Genomic DNA, 16252 nt, shown 5'->3' with positions numbered 1-16252 from the left:
CTACAGGGCGGTTTCCCAGGGGAACCGCGGCAGGGCGTCCACCGCCTGTTCCAGCCGCCGCGACCAGTTCTGATGGATGTCGGCATACAACGCCGAATCCGCGCCCAGCCGTAGCTGCTGGCCGATGCGCAGCTCACCGTCGCGCAGCAGCGCAAGATCGATCGGCAGGCCCACCGACAGGTTGGAACGGATGGTGGAGTCCAGCGAGACGATCGCCGTGCGCGCTGCATCCTCCAGGCGCGTGGCCGGGCTGAGGATGCGGTCGAGGATCGGCTTGCCGTACTTGGACTCACCGATCTGCAGGTAGGGGGTTTCCGGCGAAGCAGCGATGGCGTTGCCAAGCGGGTAGATCATGTACAGCCCGGGCCGCTCGCCGGCGATCTGGCCGCCGAAGATCAGCGTGGCCTGGGTGTTGACCCCATCGTGGCCATGTTCGCTGTGGCTGCTGTGCACCTGGCTGTCCACCAGCAGCTGGCCGACATACTCGGCAGCCTCGAACAGGTGGGTCATGTCGTGCAGGTTGGGCGTGCGTCGTTCACTGGCGTCGCGCCCCAGGCGCGACACCAGCAACTGGGTGGTGGCCAGGTTGCCAGCCGCCATCAGCACGTAGGCTGCCTGGCCGGGGTACTCGAACACGTGCAGCTTGCGGTGCACGCGCACATCGTCCAGCGAGGCATTGGTCCGGGTGTCGGCAGCGAAGACCAGGCCCTCGTCCACCTCGATTCCAACGCAATAGGTCATGTCGGTGCCCTATCATGTGCGTCCCGGATTGTAGGCAGGCCGCCGTGACGACGGCATGTCCACGCCCCCCAAGCACTGTCACCTGAACCGCATGACCACCGTGCTCCTGAGCCTGGGCAGCAACGTCCAGCCCCGCCGCTACCTCCACGCCGCGGTGACCGCCCTGCGCGAGCGCTTCGGTGCGCTGCAGGTGTCACCGGCCTACCGTACTGCCGCGGTCGGCTTCGACGGCCCAGCCTTCCTCAACAATGCGGTGGCGATCGAGACCGACCTGCCGCTGCAGGAACTGGACGACTGGCTGCATGCGCTGGAAGACGCGCACGGCCGCGACCGCAGCGGGCCGCGCTTCTCCGACCGTACCCTGGACATCGACGTGGTGTTCTACGGCGACCTGGTGGTGGAAGGCCCCGGCCACCTGCGCATTCCACGCCCGGAGCTGAAGCATGCCTTCGTGCTGAAGCCGCTGGCCGACATCGCGCCGGACTTCATCGACCCGGTCAGCGGGTTGGACCTGGCCACGCTGTGGCGTGCGCACACGCAGTTTGGCGAGGCGTTCGAGGTGGTGGACCTGGAATGAGGGAGGTTGCCGGCCAGCGGCCGGCACTACCTCAACTTACCGTGCGCCCGCCATCCACGCGCAGGGTGTGGCCGGTGACGAAGCTGGCTTCGGCCACCAGCCAGTACACCGCTTCGGCAATCTCCTCGACCGTGCCGATCCGCGCCAGCGGCGTGCGCGCCAGCAGCGCCTCGCGGGCGAAATCGTCCTTGCCCTGTTCCGGCCACAGGATCGCGCCGGGCGCCACCGCATTGACCCGCACCTTCGGCGCCAGCTCCAGCGCCAGCGAGCGGGTGGCCATTTCCAGCGCAGCCTTGGCCATGGTGTAGGCGATGTGGTCCCGCATCGGGTCGGTGCCGTGCAGGTCGGTCAGGTTGACGATGCAGCCCTGCTGGCGGCGCAGGTAGGGCGCGGCGGCCTGTGACAGCAGCAGCGGCGCGCGTGCATTGACCGCATACAGCTCGTCCATCGCCTCGGCGGTGACCTGGCCGAGCGGGGTGGGGAAGAAGTTGGAGGCGTTGTTGACCAGCGCATCCAGGCGGCCGAAGTGGGTGACGGCCTGTTCCACCAGGTCAGGCAGGGCGTCGGCGTCACGCAGGTCGGCCTGTAGGGCCAGCACGCTGCCCGGGCGCACGTTGTCGAAATCGAACGCGGCCTGCTGCAGCTCGGCGCTGGAGGTGTTGGCATGCAGCACCACCGACCAGCCACAGGCGTGGAACTGGCGGGCGATGGCCGCACCGATCCGGCGCGCGCTGCCGGTGATCAGGACCACGGGGTGGGTATCGCTCATCGAGGGTCCTCCAAGGCTCGGCTATCCTGTACACCATTGTCACCGCATTCGAAGACGCCATGCAGCCCACCTTCCCCCTGCCCGAAGCCGATGCCCTGGCCCACAGCGACCAGCTGGCCGCCGCCCTGCGCGCCGAGATCCTTGCGCAGGGCGGGGCGATGCCCTTCTCGCGCTTCATGGAGCTGTGCCTGTATACCCCTGGCTGGGGTTACTACAGCGCCGGCGCCAGCAAGTTCGGTGGCAGCGGCGACTTCACCACCGCGCCCGAGCTCGGCAGTCTGTTCGCCGGCAGCGTAGCCAATGCGCTGGCACCGGTGTTCGCGCAGCTGGGTGCGCAGGCGCGGATGCTGGAACTGGGCGGCGGTACCGGCGCCTTCGCCGAGGCGGTGCTGCTGCGCCTGGCCGAGCTGGACGCACTGCCCTCGCGCTACGCCATCCTTGAGCCCAGTGCCGACCTGCGCGAGCGCCAGCAGCAGCGCCTGCAGCAGAACCTGCCGGCCGAGCTGGCCGCGCGCGTGGACTGGGTCGACCGTCCGTTCGAGGAGGACTGGGAAGGCGTGGTGTTTGCCAATGAAGTGATCGACGCGCTGCCGACACCGCGCTTCCTGATCCGCGATGGCGAGGTCTACGAGGAAACCGTCGAGCTGGACGCCGAAGGCAACTTCATCCGCGGCGCGCAGCCGGCCGACATCCTGCTCAACGGTGCGGTGCGCCACATCGAACGTTATCTGGAGAAGCCTTTCGCCGAAGGCTACCGTTCCGAGGTGCTGCCGCAGCTGCCGTACTGGCTGCAGGCGGTGGCGGGCGGCCTGCAGCGCGGCGCGATGCTGTTCGTCGACTATGGCTACAACCGCGGCGAGTTCTACCAGCACGACCGTGACGATGGTACCGTGCGTGCGTTCTACCGCCACCACGTGCACAACGACGTGCACCGCTGGCCGGGCCTGCAGGACATCACCGCCTCGGTGGATTTCACGGCGATGGCCGAGGCCGGCATGCACGGCGGCTTCGAGCTGGCCGGCTACTGCAGCCAGGCCAGCTTCCTGCTCGGCAACGGCCTGGACCAGGTGCTGCTGCTGGCCGAGGAACGCACCGACGAGGTCGGCCGCATCCAGCTGCGCGACCAGGTGAAGAAGCTGACCTTGCCGACCGAGATGGGCGAGCGCTTCCAGGCCATCGGCCTGCAGCGTGGCGTCGACTTCGAGCCGGCCTTCGAGCTGGGTGACCTGAGCTGGCGCCTGTGAGTGAGGTGTTGCCGGTGATCAAGCCGCTGCGGCGGCCGCGGTTGTGGGGCGCGCTGTGGGCGCTGGCGGTGCTGGTGGTGATCGTGGTCTGCCTGATCCCGCCGCCGCCGATTCCGCTGCCGGAAAACAGCGACAAGGGCGAACACTTCCTCGCCTATTTCATCCTGGCTGGCAGCGCGGTGCAGCTGTTCCGCCGCGGGCGTCCGCTGCTTTGGGTAGGCGTGGGCCTGGTGCTGATGGGGATCGGCATCGAATTTGCGCAGGGCGCGCTGACCAGCAACCGCATGGCCGACCCGATGGATGCCGTCGCCAACACGATTGGCGTGCTGGCCGGTATGGCCACTGCATTGACCCCGATGCGCGACCTGCTGCTGCGCTGGCGCGGGTGAGGTTCCTGTAGAGCCGAGCCCATGCTCGGCTTTCCGGTTGAAAAGCAGCCGAGCATGGGCTCGGCTCTACAGTAGATCCACGCCATGCGTGGATCCGGCCGCAAAGCGCCAACCAAGGTTGGCACCTACCTGAGCGTGACCTCATCCAGCACCCACATCGCCGGACGCGTGTCGCCGGTGAAGTTGATGCACAGATCGCCGTTGCCAGCGGTGCCCTTCGGCAGCGCCGCGCGCAGGGTCACGAAGCCGTCGGCATCGGTCTGCGCCGGCAGCGGCACCTGAGCCAGCACCTTGCCCGTGCAATCACCGCGGCGGATCAGCATTTCGCCGTGTGCGCTCCGGGCCTTTTCGAAGCGGCGCTTCGGCTCGTCGTGGGCCAGCTGGAAGTAGTACGGAATACGCCCCGCACGCACTTCCACGTTGCCGATGCCGTCCAGCTGCGCCTGCGGCCAGCGCCAGCACGGCTGGAAGATGTCCACGTTGAACACCGCACGCGTTCCCTCACGCGGGCCATCGTCTTCCAGGCGCAGCACCAGCCCCTTCTTGCCCACGCAGCTGAGCAGCTCATCGCTGCGGCGGTTGAGCAGCGACTGCGCGGTGAATGCGGCGATGGTCGGCTTCGCGGCCAGCATCTGGCCCTGGTAGAACGCGGCAGCCTGCACGGTGGTTGGCAGCTTTCCGGTCAGCGGCTGCTGGTACAGCGGCGACTGCGCGGTCACCGGTTGGCCATCGGTGCTGTAGCGCACTTCATAACCCAGCGGATTGGCCAGCGACAGGGTCACTGTGTCGGCCGCGCGGTTGTCGGTGTAGTCCACGCCCACCTCGAACGGGGTCTGCGCATAGGCCAGGCCCCAGGCACGGTAGCGCTGCAGCTGGGACGGCAGGCGCGCGAGGAAATCGCGGAAGTCGCGATGCTCCGGCGTGCTCCAGCCGGTCTCGGCCACCGCGGCCAGGCGCGGGAACAGGTTGTGCTGCAGGCGTGCATAGCTGCGCGTGTGCTCGGTGAACATGTTGGCCTGCAGGCCCAGGATGTGCCCACGCTTGTCGGCGGCCAGCTCGGCCGGCACCGGCTCGAAGTTGTAGAGCTTGCCGAGATTGACCTGGGTCGGGCGGCCCGGTGGTTCATTCGGCGAGGCCGTCTGCAGGTAATCCAGGTACAGGTAGCCGACCGGCGACATGATCACGTCATGGCCGGCGCTGGCCGCAGCCAGGCCGCCTTCGGTGCCCTGCCACGACATCACTGTGGCCTGCGGCGGCAACCCGCCTTCGAGGATTTCATCCCAGCCGATCAGGCGCCGGTCGTGCTCCTCCAGGAAGGTTTCCAGGCGCTTGATGATGTGGCTCTGCATGGCCATTTCATTCTTGATGCCCAGCGCACGCATGCGATGCTGCACCTGCTTCGACGCTTCCCACTGGTCCTTCACCGCCTCGTCGCCACCGACGTGCACGTACTTGGCCGGGAACAGGTCGATCACTTCTTCCAGCACGTTCTCCAGGAAGGTGACGGTGCTGTCTTCAGTGTTGAACAGGTTGGGGAACACGCCCCATTCGCTGATCGGCTTCAACGGCGTATCGATGGTGCCCAGCTCCGGATACGCAGCAATCGCAGCAGTCGCGTGGCCCGGCACATCGATTTCCGGAATCACCTGGATGTGCAGCTTTGCGGCATAGGCGATCACTTCGCGGATCTGGTCCTGGGTGTAGAAGCCGCAGTACGGATGCTCCTGGCCGCTGACCGGATCGATGCCGCCGTCACCGGCCGGCAGGCGGCAGCTGCCCACTTCGGTCAGCTTCGGGTAGCGCTTGATCTCCATGCGCCAGCCCTGGTCGTCGGTCAGGTGCCAGTGGAAGGTGTTGAGCTTGTGCGCGGCCATCGCGTCGAGCACGCGCTTGATCTCGTCCAGGCTCTGGAAGTGACGGGCGGAATCGAGCATGAAACCGCGCCAGCTGAAGCGCGGCGCGTCCTGGATCTGCACTGCCGGCAGCACGCCGTTGCTGCCGCCGGTGGCGAGCTGGGCGAGGGTGGTCGCGCCGTAGAACAGGCCGGTTTCGTTGCCGGCCTGGATCAGCACGCCCTGCGCGGTGCTTTCCAGCGTGTAGCCCTCACCGCTGTCGCGGAACGTCGGCACGATCTGGAAGCGGATGCTGCCGGCCTTGGCGCTGGCTTTGCCCTTGGCCAGTGCCAGGCGCGGGCCACCGCTGCGGGCCAGCAGGTCGGCGAACTGGTTGGCGACGCGCTGCGCGGCTTCGCCTTCGGCCTGCAGCACGGTATCGGCGCGAACAGTGATGCCGCTGCCCTGGCCGCGCTGCACGTTGGCCGGGGCGGGAATCAGCATCAGGCTGCCGGCGCGCAGCTGCGGGCCGGGTGCTTCAGCGGCAGGCGTGGGATCGGCGGCGAGTGCCGGCAGTGCTGGCAACAGGACGAGCAGGCTGCCCAGCAGCACTGCGCTGCGCATCCGGGCGCGGGAAGGCTTGACCATCGGTACGACTCCTTGGAACGGTGCGATGAACGCTATACATGAAAAACGCCGGGCCCGGAATGACCCAGGCCCGGCGTGCGTGCACGACTCGGCGATGCTGCCGCCGCTGGATCAGTACTTGAAGCGGAAGTTGAGGTAGTACTGGCGACCGTTGCTGTAGAACGAGGTCGGGATGGCCGCGGTCTGGTAGTACTTGTAGGTCGGGTTGTTGAGGTTGAGCGCATCGAAGCTGATGCTCAGCCAGTCGGTGGCCTTGTAGCTCAGCGATGCCGACAGCGTGCCGAAGTCATCCTGGTAGTACGGGTTGGCGCCGGACAGGCCGATCAGGAACGACGAACGGCGCGTGTAGCTGACGCGTGCACCGAAGGTGTCATTCTCGAAGTAGGCACCGACGTTGTAGGTGTTCTTCGAAGTGCCGAGCAGGTTGTCGGTTCCATCGGCCCAGGTGTGTTCGGTGCTGCCATCGGCGTAGGTGTAGTTGGCATTGACGCCGAAGTACTCGCCGATCGGCTGCTCATAGGCCACTTCGATACCGCGGACCTTGCCGTCGGCGTTCTTCGGACGCGAGATGTCGTATTCCTCAAGCTGATTGGTCAACTCGCTGAACAGCATCTGCTTCTCGGTGCTGAAGGCCACGTAGTCCTTCAGGCGCATCGAGTACGCACCGACCGACAGCATGCCGCGCGGCATGAAGTACCACTCCAGGTTGGCGTCGAAGTTGGTCGAGATCACCGGCTTCAACTTCGGATTGCCGCCGCCGCCCTTGCGGTTCAGATCCGAGCCGTACGAAGACGCGCCCAGTGCGGAGTAGTCGGGCAGGGTCTGGGTCTGGGAGGCGGCGAGGCGCAGCACCAGGTCATCGCGCAGGTCGTACTTGAAGTTGGCGCTCGGCAGCACGCGGTTGTGCTTGTTCTCGAAGGCTTCGCGGGTCCACGCACCGAACAGGCTCTTCACGTCGGGCACGGTCGAACCCGTCGCCGTGGCGTAGGTGTCGATATCCTGCTTGATGTTGACGTAGCGCAGGCCGACGTTGCCGCTCCAGCGGTCACCGCTGAAATTGCCCTGCACGTAGGCCGCGAAATTCTTCTCGGTGACCTTCCATTCGGCGCCGTAGTTGTGGCGGCCGTCGGGGCCATCATTGCCGGACAGCCATTCGGAATTGTTGGTCACCGCGTTGCGCAACGCAGCCGGCGTGTAGTACCAGATGTTGCGCGGGAAGCTGCCACCGATGTCGCCGGCGAAGCCACCCGGGTAATTGGCGGTGGGGCTGCCGCGCAAGGCGTCCCAGATATTGCCCGGGGTGGCGCCTTCCGGCGACTTGGCCTCGCGCTTGTGGTCGGCGTAGCGCGCGCCGAAATCGATCGAGCTCAGTACGCCCGCGTTGAAGTACTGGCTGAAATCGACGTTGGCCCACTTTTCCTTGTCGATCGCGGTGACCTGCTGGTTACCCCAGGTGCCGCCCCAGCTGGCGCCGGCAGGGCTGATGTCGCCCCCCACATTCCAGTCCACCGGCGAGCCGTTGCCGTGCGTGGTCCAGCTGGCGCCACCACCGTTTGCGGTCAGCAGCTCGGCGATGTACTGGCGCGGCGTTTCGCCAGTGCCCTTGGTGGTACCGGCCTGGAACTTGGCAGTCAGGTTTTCGCTGAGCTGCCAGTCGGCATCCAGGGTGATGTAGTTGGTCTTGGCCGTCGACTCGCGGTAGATCATGTCGTACACCGCGTAGTTCGTGCCTGGCTTGCCGGCATAGCTGGCCTGGGTCAGCACGCCATCCTTGACCACGTAGCCCGGATCAGGCGCCTGCGACTTGCCGAAGCTGTTGCCGAACATCATGAAGTTGCGGTTGTAGTTGTTCGCTTCCAGCTTGGAGCTGAAGCCGCTGAGTACGAAGCTCAGATCGTCGGTCGGCTTGAACTGCAGCGAAACCAGACCGCCGGTGCGCTTGCGGGTCTGCTCGAACAGGGTTGAGCCCAGCAGGCCCGGAACCTGCACGCCGACCAGATCCGGATTGGTCTTGGCCACCGGATCGTTGGCTTCAATAGTGAAGAAACCGCCCGGGATTTCCTGGGCTTCACGGCGCAGCTCGCGCTTCTGGCTGAAGGCCTGCAGCATCACGCCGAAGGTGCCTTCATCGTTCTTGTAGTTGAACAGGGCCGACAGCTGCGGGTCATTCGACTTGGCCTGGTCCGAGCGCACCGCGCCGATCGAACCTTCCGCGGTGAACTGCTTGGAGAACTCCAGCGGCTTGCGGGTGATGATGTTGACGGTACCGGTGGTGCCGCCGTCCTGCAGCTTGGCCTGCGAGGACTTGTTCACTTCCACCGAGCTGACCAGTTCCGACGGCAGCAGCGAGTAGCTGACGCTGCGGCCGACGTTGTTGCCCTGGCTGAGCACGAACCAGTCGGCCGAGCCGACGGTGTGGCCGTTGATCAAGGTCTGGGTCAGGCTTGGGCTGGTGCCGCGCAGGCTGACGCGGTCGGCTTCGTCGAAGCCGCCTTCGTCTGCGCTGGACGAGCTGATGTTCACGCCCGGCAGGCGCTGCAGGGTATCGGCGACGTTGTGCGCGGGCAGCTTGCCCACGTCTTCGGCGGTGACCACTTCCACGCGCGCATTGGCTTCGCGCTTGGTGTCCAGCGACTTTTCCATCGAACCACGGATGCCGGTGACCTGCACGGTATCCAGGTCGGTGGCGGTCTGGGCGGCCTGCTGCGCGTGCGCACTGAAGGCGAGGCAGCTGACGATGGCGGCCGAAAGCAGGGTCTTGCGGGTGTTCATGATGTCTCTCCTCATCACTCGATTGGATGCCGGCGGCGGTGTTCGGTTACGGTTGCGATGACATGCGCGGGGCGGCGGCAAAGTCCCGTGCGTTGGCGTGCCACGTACTGCGTGCTGCGATTGCGTTGAAGCCTGTTGCGGTGTCAGGCGGCCGACTGCTGCAGGTACCAGCTGGCAGCGCCGACCACGCCCAGCTGGCCGTGCTCGACCACCTTCACCGGGATGCGTGCCAGCGCTTCGCCCATCGGCCCCTTCTGCAGGTAGCGCTCGACGAAGGTGCTGGCGTGCAGGTATTCGCGGATCTGCGGCAGGATGCCGCCGGCCAGGTAGACGCCACCGTGGGCGCCGTAGAACAGCGCCATGTCGCCGATGGTGCTGCCGAGCAGGCCGCAGAACACATCCAGCGCCTGGCGCGCGTGCGCATCGGTATCGGCCATGGCGGCGGCGGTGACCGCATCGGGGCTGGCCAGCGTCGGTGCCTGTCCCTGCAGTGCGCACACCGCACGGTACAGGTTCATCAGGCCCGGGCCGGAGATCGCATGTTCGATCGACACGTGCGCGCGGTCGCGCTGCATGTGGCGGACGATGGCCATTTCCAGCTCGGTGCTGGCGGCCAGGGTCGGCTGGCCGGCTTCGGTGGGCAGTACCACCGGGCCATGCGCAGTGGGAATCCACAGTGCTGCACCGAGGCCGGTACCGGGGCCGACCACCAGGGTCGGACCGCGCGTGGCGGTGTCCGGCCCGCACAGGTGCAGCACGCCGCTGGCGTCCACCTGCGCGGCGGCATAGGCCACCGCTTCGAAGTCGTTGACGATGTAGACCCGCTGCAGGCCGACGTCGGCCTCCACCTGGCGCGCCGACAGCGGCCACGGCAGGTTGGCGGTGATCACCGTGCCGTCCTCGCGGGCGTAGCCGGCGCTGGCGACCACGCAGTGCGTGGGCCGCGGGCCTTCGCCCAGGAAATCGGACAGGATCGCGCTGAGGCCGGCATGGTCGGCATTGCGGTACTTGCGGTACTCCAGCACCTGCACCGGGTGGGCGGCATCACCGCTGGCCTGGACCCGGGCCACGCGCACATGGGTGCCACCGACGTCGGCGGCCAGGAACGAGGGCGCGACTCGGGACAGGACATGGGCCGGGGCGGGGTGGCTGGCGGTCACGCGGGCTCCTGCTGCAGATGGGGCCGGCCCGGGGATCGGGGGCGGCGATTGGGGCGGAGTCTGTAACCCCGCTGACAACGATGTCAACGAGTTCGTGACACTTTCGTTGCTGCATCGCAACGAATGCGACATGCAGTAAACGTTTACATGGCGTGAGTGCGGGTTTCACGTTGGAAGCATTGCCGCACATGGGCCAAGGCCTCCGGCGCATTCAGCACGATGCGTTGCGATCGGGTTGCGCAGTGCAGCACGAGGTTCACGGGGCTGCGCGTGGAAGTTGACAAACCGCGGCTGTCCATCGAAAGAATGTGACAACGTTGTTCCCAGCCACTCTCCGACGCCGCGTTCTGCGGCCGTCGCCGCAGGAGCCCTCCTGATGTCCGCCGTCCCCGCTGCAAGCGCGCGCCCGAACGTGGCCACCTCCATCGCCATCGTTGGCGTGCTGTTCTTCCTGATCGGCTTCTTCACCTGGCTCAATGGCCCGCTGATCACCTTCGTCAAGTTGGCCTTCGAACTCAGCGAGGTCGGCGCCTTCCTGGTGCTGATGGTGTTCTACCTGTCCTACTTCTTCCTGGCCCTGCCGGCGTCATGGATCCTGCGCCGCACCGGCATGAAGAAGGGCCTGAGCCTGAGCCTGCTGGTGATGGCCGGTGGTGCCGCGTTGTTCGGCGAATTCGCCACCCAGCGCTGGTACCCGGGCGCGCTCGGCGGCCTGTTCGTGATCGGCAGCGGCCTGGCCCTGCTGCAGACCGCGATCAACCCCTATATCTCCATCCTCGGCCCGATCGAGACGGCGGCACGCCGCATCGCGCTGATGGGCATCTGCAACAAGATCGCCGGCATGCTCGCCCCGGTGCTGATCGGTACCGTGGTGCTGCATGGCATCGGTGATCTGTCGGCCACGGTGGCCGCTGCCGATGAAGCGACCAAGGCGCAGCTGCTCAACGAATTCGCCGCCAAGATCCATGCGCCGTACCTGGCCATGGCGGGCCTGCTGGTGCTGCTGGCGGTGGCCGTGCTGTTCTCGCCGCTGCCGGAAATCAAGTCGTCCGAAGCCAATGCCACGCCGGTTGCGGCCGGTGCTGCCGAACGGCGCAGCATCTTCCAGTTCCCGCATCTGTGGCTGGGCGTGCTGTGCCTGTTCGTCTACGTCGGCGTGGAGGTGATGGCCGGTGATGCGATCGGTACCTACGGCCATGGTTTCGACCTGCCGCTGGACCAGACCAAGATGTTCACCTCGCTCACCCTTGGCGCGATGCTGGTTGGCTACGTGGTCGGCCTTCTGCTGATCCCCAAGGTGGTCTCGCAGTCGCGCTACCTGACCATTTCGGCGGTGCTGGGCGTGGTGTTCTGCCTCGGCGCCTGGGCCACCCACGGCTACGTGTCGGTGGCCTTCGTGGCCCTGCTGGGCTTCGCCAACGCCATGATGTGGCCGGCGATCTTCCCGCTGGCGATCCGCGGCCTGGGTCGCTTCACCGAGACCGGCTCGGCCCTGCTGGTGATGGGTATTGCCGGCGGCGCGATCATTCCGCAGCTGTTCGCCGTGCTCAAGCAGCACATCGACTTCCAGCTGGTGTTCGTGCTGCTGATGGTGCCGTGCTACCTGTACATCCTGTTCTACTCGGTGATCGGCCATCGTGCCGGCCTGCCGCAGGACAAGGCCTGATCGGCGATGATGGACGGCAGCCAACCCCAGGGAAAACCCATGCGCAGAGCGACCATCAAGGACGTTGCGGAGAAGGCCAAGGTCTCGTTGAAGACGGTCTCGCGGGTGATCAACAACGAGCCCTCGGTGATGCAGGCCACCCGTGCGCGGGTGCTGCGAGCCATCGCCGAGCTGGACTACGAGCCCGATCCGTCGGCGCGCAACCTGCGCAGCGGCACCACCTTCGTGATCGGGCTGGTCTACGACAACCCGAACCCGTACCACATCATCGGCGTGCAGAACGGCGTGCTGGCCGCGTGCCGCGAGACCGGTTTCGGCCTCCAGATCCACCCCTGCGATTCCAGCTCACCGCTGCTGGCCGATGAGCTGGCCGACTGGGTGCAGCGTTCGCGGCTGGCCGGGCTGGTGCTGACCGCGCCGATGTCCGAGCGCCGCGACCTGATCCAGGCGCTGACTGCGCGCGGCATCAAGCTGGTGCGCATCATCGCCGCCACCGAAGACCCGGCCGACGGTGCCTGCGTGTTCGTCGACGACCGCGAGGCTGCCTACGAGATCACCGAGCACCTTATCCAGCTCGGCCACCAGCGCATCGGCTTCCTCTGGGGTGGCATCTCGCACCGCTCGTCGGGCGAACGCTACGCCGGTTACGAAGCCGCGCTGAAGGACTACGGCATGACCGTGGACAAGCACCTGGTGGTGCAGGGCGATTACACCTTCGACGACGGTTTCCGCGGTGCGCGCCGCCTGCTGGCGCTGCGCGAGCCGCCCACCGCCATCTTCGGTTCCAACGACGAAATCGCCGCTGGCGTGCTGGCCGCCGCCAAGTCGGCCGGCATGAACGTGCCCTACGATCTGTCCATCGCCGGCTTCGAGGACAGCCCGTTCTCGCGCCAGTCGTGGCCGCCGCTGACCACCGCCAAGCAGGCCACCGAAGACATTGCCCGCCATGCCGCGCGCCTGCTGATCGCACAGCTGCGCAGCGACGCCTACGACGACGCGCCGGCACCACTGCACAACCAGGGCTTCGTGCCGCAGCTGGTGGTGCGCGGTTCGACCGCGCCGATGCGCCCGGCCGGCGCACGCCCCCTTCCTTCCGATCCTGCCTGAGCCTGCCATGTCGCTGTCAGACCCCACTTCCACCCTGATGTTCGCCGAGGCCGCTGAAGCGGCTGACGTGGTTGCCCGCCAGTTCTCGCGCAACCACGCCACCATGGAATCCCTGGCCGCCAGCCTGCGTGCTGCGCCACCCCCGTTCGTGGTCACCTGCGCACGCGGCAGCTCCGACCACGCTGCCACCTATGGCAAGTACCTGCTGGAAACCCAGCTGGGCCTGGTGGTCGCATCGGCCTCGCCGTCGGTGGGTTCGGTCTATGCCGCACCCCTGCAGCTGCGCGGCGCACTGTTCATCGTCATCTCGCAGTCGGGCAAGAGCCCCGACCTGCTGCGCAACGCCGAGGCCGCCAAGGCGGCCGGCGCCCGGGTGATCGCGCTGGTCAACGTCGAGGATTCGCCGCTGGCGCAGCTGGCCGATACGGTCATTCCGCTGCATGCCGGTGCCGAAAAGAGCGTGGCGGCGACCAAGAGCTACCTGGCGTCGCTGGCCGCACTGCTGCAGCTGGCTGCGTACTGGAAGCAGGACAGCAGCCTTCGCGCCGCACTGGACCTGCTGCCGGACGCGATGCGCGAGGCCTGGCAGTGTGACTGGAGTGCGGTGACCGAAGGCCTGGTCGAGGCGACCAACCTGTTCGTGCTCGGCCGTGGCCTGGGCCTGGGCGCAGCCCAGGAGGCTGCACTGAAGTTCAAGGAAACCTGCAGCCTGCATGCCGAAGCCTACAGCTCGGCTGAAGTGAAGCATGGCCCGATGGCGCTGGTTGACCGTGGTTTCCCGGTACTGGCCTTTGCCCAGCCCGACGAGACCGGCGCCGGGACCCGTGCTGTCGTCGAAGAATTCACCGCGCGCGGTGCACAGGTGTGGATGGCCGGTGCCGGTGGCAACCTGCCGGTGGCGGCCGCACCGCATCCGCTGTGCGCACCGCTGCTGACCGTGCAGAGCTTCTACCGCGCGATCAATGCGCTGGCGCTGCGTCGTGGCTTCAACCCGGATCTGCCGCCGCATCTGAACAAGGTTACGGAGACGGTGTGATGGCCACGGTCCTGCGCAATGCCCGGATCCTGGCGGGCGACGACTTCCGCGACGATCTGGCGGTGGTGATCGAGGACGGTCGCATCAGCGCGCTGCTGCCTGACGCTGCACCGCAGCTGGGCCAGGCGGCTGAGCAGGTGGATCTGGGCGGCGGCTGGCTGCTGCCCGGTTTCATCGATGTGCAGGTCAATGGTGGTGGCGGTGCGCTGTTCAACAACACGCCCGATGTCGCCTCGCTGCGCACCATCGCGCAGGCGCACCGGCGCTTCGGCACCACCGCGATGCTGCCGACGCTGATCAGCGACGATGTGGGCGTGATGCGCGAAGCGATCGCCGCGATGCGCGAGGCGATCGCGCAGGGCGTGCCCGGCGTGATCGGCATCCACCTGGAAGGCCCGTACATCGCGCCGGCGCGCAAGGGCACCCACGATGCCAGCAAGTTCCGCGTGCCTGACGAAGAAGAGATTGCACTGGCCGCCTCGCTGGACAACGGCGTGACGCTGCTGACACTGGCACCGGAACGCGTGCCGCTGGAGACCATCCGTGCGCTGGTCGAACGTGGCGTGATCGTTGCTGCTGGCCACACTGCTGGCACGTACGAAGAGATTCGTGCCGGACTGGATGCTGGCGTGCGTGGCTTCACCCATCTGTACAACGCGATGTCGCCGCTGCAGGGCCGTGAGCCCGGTGCGGTGGGCGCTGCGCTGGAAGACCGCGACAGCTGGATCGGCATCATTGTCGATGGCGTGCATGTGCATCCGGCCAGCCTGCGCGTGGCGCTGGCAGCCAAGCCGCGCGGCCGTCTGCTGCTGGTGACCGATGCGATGCCGCCGGTCGGCGCCGACGATCCCAGCTACGTGCTGTATGGCGAAACCATTACCGCCATCGACGGCGTGGTGCGCAATGCTGCCGGTTCGCTGGCCGGCTCGGCGCTGGACATGGCCACCGCCGTGCGCAACACCGTGCAGCTGCTCGGCCAGCCGTTGGCGGAAGCCGCGCGCATGGCCTCGACCTATCCGGCACAGTTCCTCAACGTCGATGATCGCCTGGGCCACATCGCCGAGGGCTACCAGGCCGACCTGGTGCTGCTGGATGATGCCCTGCAGGTGCGTGGTACCTGGATTGCCGGACAGTACGAGGCCGCCTGATGAACAGTGCGCCGCCACGCCGGCTGGGCTCGATCGATGCCCTGCGCGGCATCACCGTGGCGGCGATGCTGCTGGTCAACAATCCGGGCGACTGGAGTGCGGTGTTCGCACCACTGCGCCATTCGGAATGGCATGGCTGCACGCCCACCGATCTGGTGTTCCCGTTCTTCCTGTTCCTGGTGGGCGTGTCGATGGCGTTCAGCGTAGCGCCGCGCGCGCTGGACGCGTCGGTGCGGCCTGCACTGGCGCGTGGCGTGCTGGAACGCGCGCTGCGCATCCTGCTGGCCGGTGCGCTGCTGCACCTGCTGATCTGGTGGGCGTTGGATACCCATCACTTCCGCATATGGGGCGTGCTGCAACGGATCGCGGTGTGTGCGGCGTTGGTGGGCGTGCTGGCGGTCTATGCGCGGCCACGCGTGCAGGTGAGCGCTCTGATCGCGCTGCTGGTGGGGTACACCGTGCTGCTGCTGGGCATCGGTGATCTGGCGCCATGGACCAACCCCGCCAGCCGTCTGGATACCACGCTGTTCGCCCCGTGGATCTATCAATGGCATGCCGATACCGGACTCGGCCATGACCCGGAAGGATTGCTGAGCACACTGGGCGCGTTGGCCAGCACCGTGCTTGGCCTGCTGGCCGGGGGCCTGTTGCGCAATGGGCGTGCTGCCGCGCTGGCCGGGCTGGGCTTGGCGACCGCCGTGCTCGGCCTGCTGCTGGCCATCGTGCTACCGCTGAACAAGCAGCTGTGGACGCCCAGTTACGTGCTGTGGACCGGCGGCCTGGCGGCGCTGGCGCTGTGGCTGGGCCACCTGTTGATCGACCAGAAGGGCTGGCCGGCGCTGGGCCGGCGCTTCGGCGTCAATGCGATCACGGCGTATCTGGGCGCATCGGTGATGTCGGTGGTTCTGATGGCTACCGGGGTTTGGGGGTGGGTCTGGCAGCAGCTGGCCACCGCAATGCCGCAGGCGCTGGAGCTGGTATCGATGCTGCAGGCGTTGGCGTTCGTCGCGCTGTGGTGGGGCGTGGCATGGTGGCTGGACCGGCGGAAGATCTATCTGAAGATCTGACGGCACCTCATCTACGCCATGCGTGGATGCTCTCCGCGCGGCCTTTGACCGCCGCAAAGATGAACAATTTCAGCCACGTGGAGGTGAGGTGATGCC

13 protein-coding genes are annotated in these 16252 nt (G+C 66.9%); 8 read left to right on the top strand and 5 right to left on the bottom strand.

The features are described from left to right. A complete protein-coding gene (locus ACW5IY_RS18530) occupies positions 1-741 on the bottom strand; it encodes a 20S proteasome subunits A/B (RefSeq protein ID WP_049434264.1) in 741 nt (246 codons plus the stop codon). A 91-nt stretch (positions 742-832) separates the two neighbouring features. On the opposite strand from ACW5IY_RS18530, the gene folK reads away from it, so the two are divergent. Further along, positions 833-1318 (top strand): 2-amino-4-hydroxy-6-hydroxymethyldihydropteridine diphosphokinase, encoded by a 486-nt coding sequence (folK, locus tag ACW5IY_RS18525; RefSeq protein ID WP_049434262.1) that lies wholly within the window; start codon positions 833-835, stop codon positions 1316-1318. Between the two features lie 31 nt (positions 1319-1349). On the opposite strand, the gene ACW5IY_RS18520 is transcribed toward folK, so the two are convergent. Then, entirely contained in the window at positions 1350-2087 is a 738-nt protein-coding gene (locus ACW5IY_RS18520) for a pteridine reductase (protein WP_008265570.1), read from the bottom strand. 59 nt (positions 2088-2146) lie between these two features. Between ACW5IY_RS18520 and ACW5IY_RS18515 the strand changes: the two genes are divergently transcribed. Both ACW5IY_RS18515 and ACW5IY_RS18510 read left to right on the top strand, forming a co-directional pair. Beyond that, positions 2147-3331, top strand: coding sequence for a class I SAM-dependent methyltransferase (locus ACW5IY_RS18515; RefSeq protein WP_010480950.1), 1185 nt, complete (start codon positions 2147-2149; stop codon positions 3329-3331). Beyond that, positions 3328-3720 carry a VanZ family protein gene (locus ACW5IY_RS18510; protein WP_049434260.1) on the top strand — a complete coding sequence of 131 codons (393 nt, stop codon included), beginning with the start codon at positions 3328-3330 and terminating at the stop codon, positions 3718-3720. The genes ACW5IY_RS18515 and ACW5IY_RS18510 overlap by 4 nt, the downstream gene beginning before the upstream one ends. 125 nt (positions 3721-3845) lie before the next feature. On the opposite strand, the gene ACW5IY_RS18505 is transcribed toward ACW5IY_RS18510, so the two are convergent. The 3 genes from ACW5IY_RS18505 to ACW5IY_RS18495 form a co-directional block, all read right to left on the bottom strand. Then, positions 3846-6200 (bottom strand): beta-N-acetylhexosaminidase, encoded by a 2355-nt coding sequence (locus ACW5IY_RS18505; RefSeq protein WP_049434258.1) that lies wholly within the window; start codon positions 6198-6200, stop codon positions 3846-3848. A 111-nt stretch (positions 6201-6311) separates the two neighbouring features. Next, the gene (locus tag ACW5IY_RS18500; protein ID WP_049434257.1) at positions 6312-8972 is read right to left on the bottom strand and encodes a TonB-dependent receptor; all 2661 of its coding nucleotides are present in this window, start codon (positions 8970-8972) and stop codon (positions 6312-6314) included. A 143-nt stretch (positions 8973-9115) separates the two neighbouring features. Beyond that, positions 9116-10132, bottom strand: coding sequence for a glucokinase family protein (locus ACW5IY_RS18495; RefSeq protein WP_049434254.1), 1017 nt, complete (start codon positions 10130-10132; stop codon positions 9116-9118). A 376-nt stretch (positions 10133-10508) separates the two neighbouring features. On the opposite strand from ACW5IY_RS18495, the gene ACW5IY_RS18490 reads away from it, so the two are divergent. The 5 genes from ACW5IY_RS18490 to ACW5IY_RS18470 are packed head-to-tail and all read left to right on the top strand — an operon-like array spanning position 10509 to position 16156. Next, positions 10509-11798, top strand: a complete 1290-nt coding sequence (locus tag ACW5IY_RS18490; protein WP_049434251.1) for a sugar MFS transporter — start codon at positions 10509-10511, stop codon at positions 11796-11798. Between the two features lie 39 nt (positions 11799-11837). Continuing rightward, the gene (locus ACW5IY_RS18485; RefSeq protein ID WP_006391719.1) at positions 11838-12905 is read left to right on the top strand and encodes a LacI family DNA-binding transcriptional regulator; all 1068 of its coding nucleotides are present in this window, start codon (positions 11838-11840) and stop codon (positions 12903-12905) included. Positions 12906-12912: 7 nt separating this feature from the next. Beyond that, positions 12913-13941 carry an SIS domain-containing protein gene (locus ACW5IY_RS18480; RefSeq protein ID WP_049434249.1) on the top strand — a complete coding sequence of 343 codons (1029 nt, stop codon included), beginning with the start codon at positions 12913-12915 and terminating at the stop codon, positions 13939-13941. Next, positions 13941-15089 carry an N-acetylglucosamine-6-phosphate deacetylase gene (nagA, locus tag ACW5IY_RS18475; protein WP_049434247.1) on the top strand — a complete coding sequence of 383 codons (1149 nt, stop codon included), beginning with the start codon at positions 13941-13943 and terminating at the stop codon, positions 15087-15089. Before ACW5IY_RS18480 ends, nagA begins: the two co-directional genes overlap by 1 nt. Then, positions 15089-16156 carry a heparan-alpha-glucosaminide N-acetyltransferase domain-containing protein gene (locus tag ACW5IY_RS18470; protein ID WP_049434245.1) on the top strand — a complete coding sequence of 356 codons (1068 nt, stop codon included), beginning with the start codon at positions 15089-15091 and terminating at the stop codon, positions 16154-16156. The genes nagA and ACW5IY_RS18470 overlap by 1 nt, the downstream gene beginning before the upstream one ends. The last annotated feature ends 96 nt before the right edge of the window (positions 16157-16252 follow it).

The sequence above is a fragment of the Stenotrophomonas sp. C-A genome (genome assembly GCF_054030835.1).
The sequence above is the reverse complement of the archived record's forward strand: the minus strand, read 5'-3'. Positions and strand labels throughout refer to the sequence as shown.

Excerpts from the sequence above, each read along its gene's own strand:
- folK (WP_049434262.1), top strand. The coding sequence starts at position 833 with ATGACCACCGTGCTCCTGAGCCTGGGCAGCAACGTCCAGCCCCGCCGC.
- ACW5IY_RS18520 (WP_008265570.1), bottom strand. The coding sequence starts at position 2,087 with ATGAGCGATACCCACCCCGTGGTCCTGATCACCGGCAGCGCGCGCCGG.
- ACW5IY_RS18530 (WP_049434264.1), bottom strand. The coding sequence starts at position 741 with ATGACCTATTGCGTTGGAATCGAGGTGGACGAGGGCCTGGTCTTCGCT.
- ACW5IY_RS18470 (WP_049434245.1), top strand. The coding sequence starts at position 15,089 with ATGAACAGTGCGCCGCCACGCCGGCTGGGCTCGATCGATGCCCTGCGC.
- ACW5IY_RS18485 (WP_006391719.1), top strand. The coding sequence starts at position 11,838 with ATGCGCAGAGCGACCATCAAGGACGTTGCGGAGAAGGCCAAGGTCTCG.
- ACW5IY_RS18500 (WP_049434257.1), bottom strand. The coding sequence starts at position 8,972 with ATGAACACCCGCAAGACCCTGCTTTCGGCCGCCATCGTCAGCTGCCTC.
- ACW5IY_RS18515 (WP_010480950.1), top strand. The coding sequence starts at position 2,147 with ATGCAGCCCACCTTCCCCCTGCCCGAAGCCGATGCCCTGGCCCACAGC.
- ACW5IY_RS18505 (WP_049434258.1), bottom strand. The coding sequence starts at position 6,200 with ATGGTCAAGCCTTCCCGCGCCCGGATGCGCAGCGCAGTGCTGCTGGGC.
- ACW5IY_RS18480 (WP_049434249.1), top strand. The coding sequence starts at position 12,913 with ATGTCGCTGTCAGACCCCACTTCCACCCTGATGTTCGCCGAGGCCGCT.
- nagA (WP_049434247.1), top strand. The coding sequence starts at position 13,941 with ATGGCCACGGTCCTGCGCAATGCCCGGATCCTGGCGGGCGACGACTTC.
- ACW5IY_RS18490 (WP_049434251.1), top strand. The coding sequence starts at position 10,509 with ATGTCCGCCGTCCCCGCTGCAAGCGCGCGCCCGAACGTGGCCACCTCC.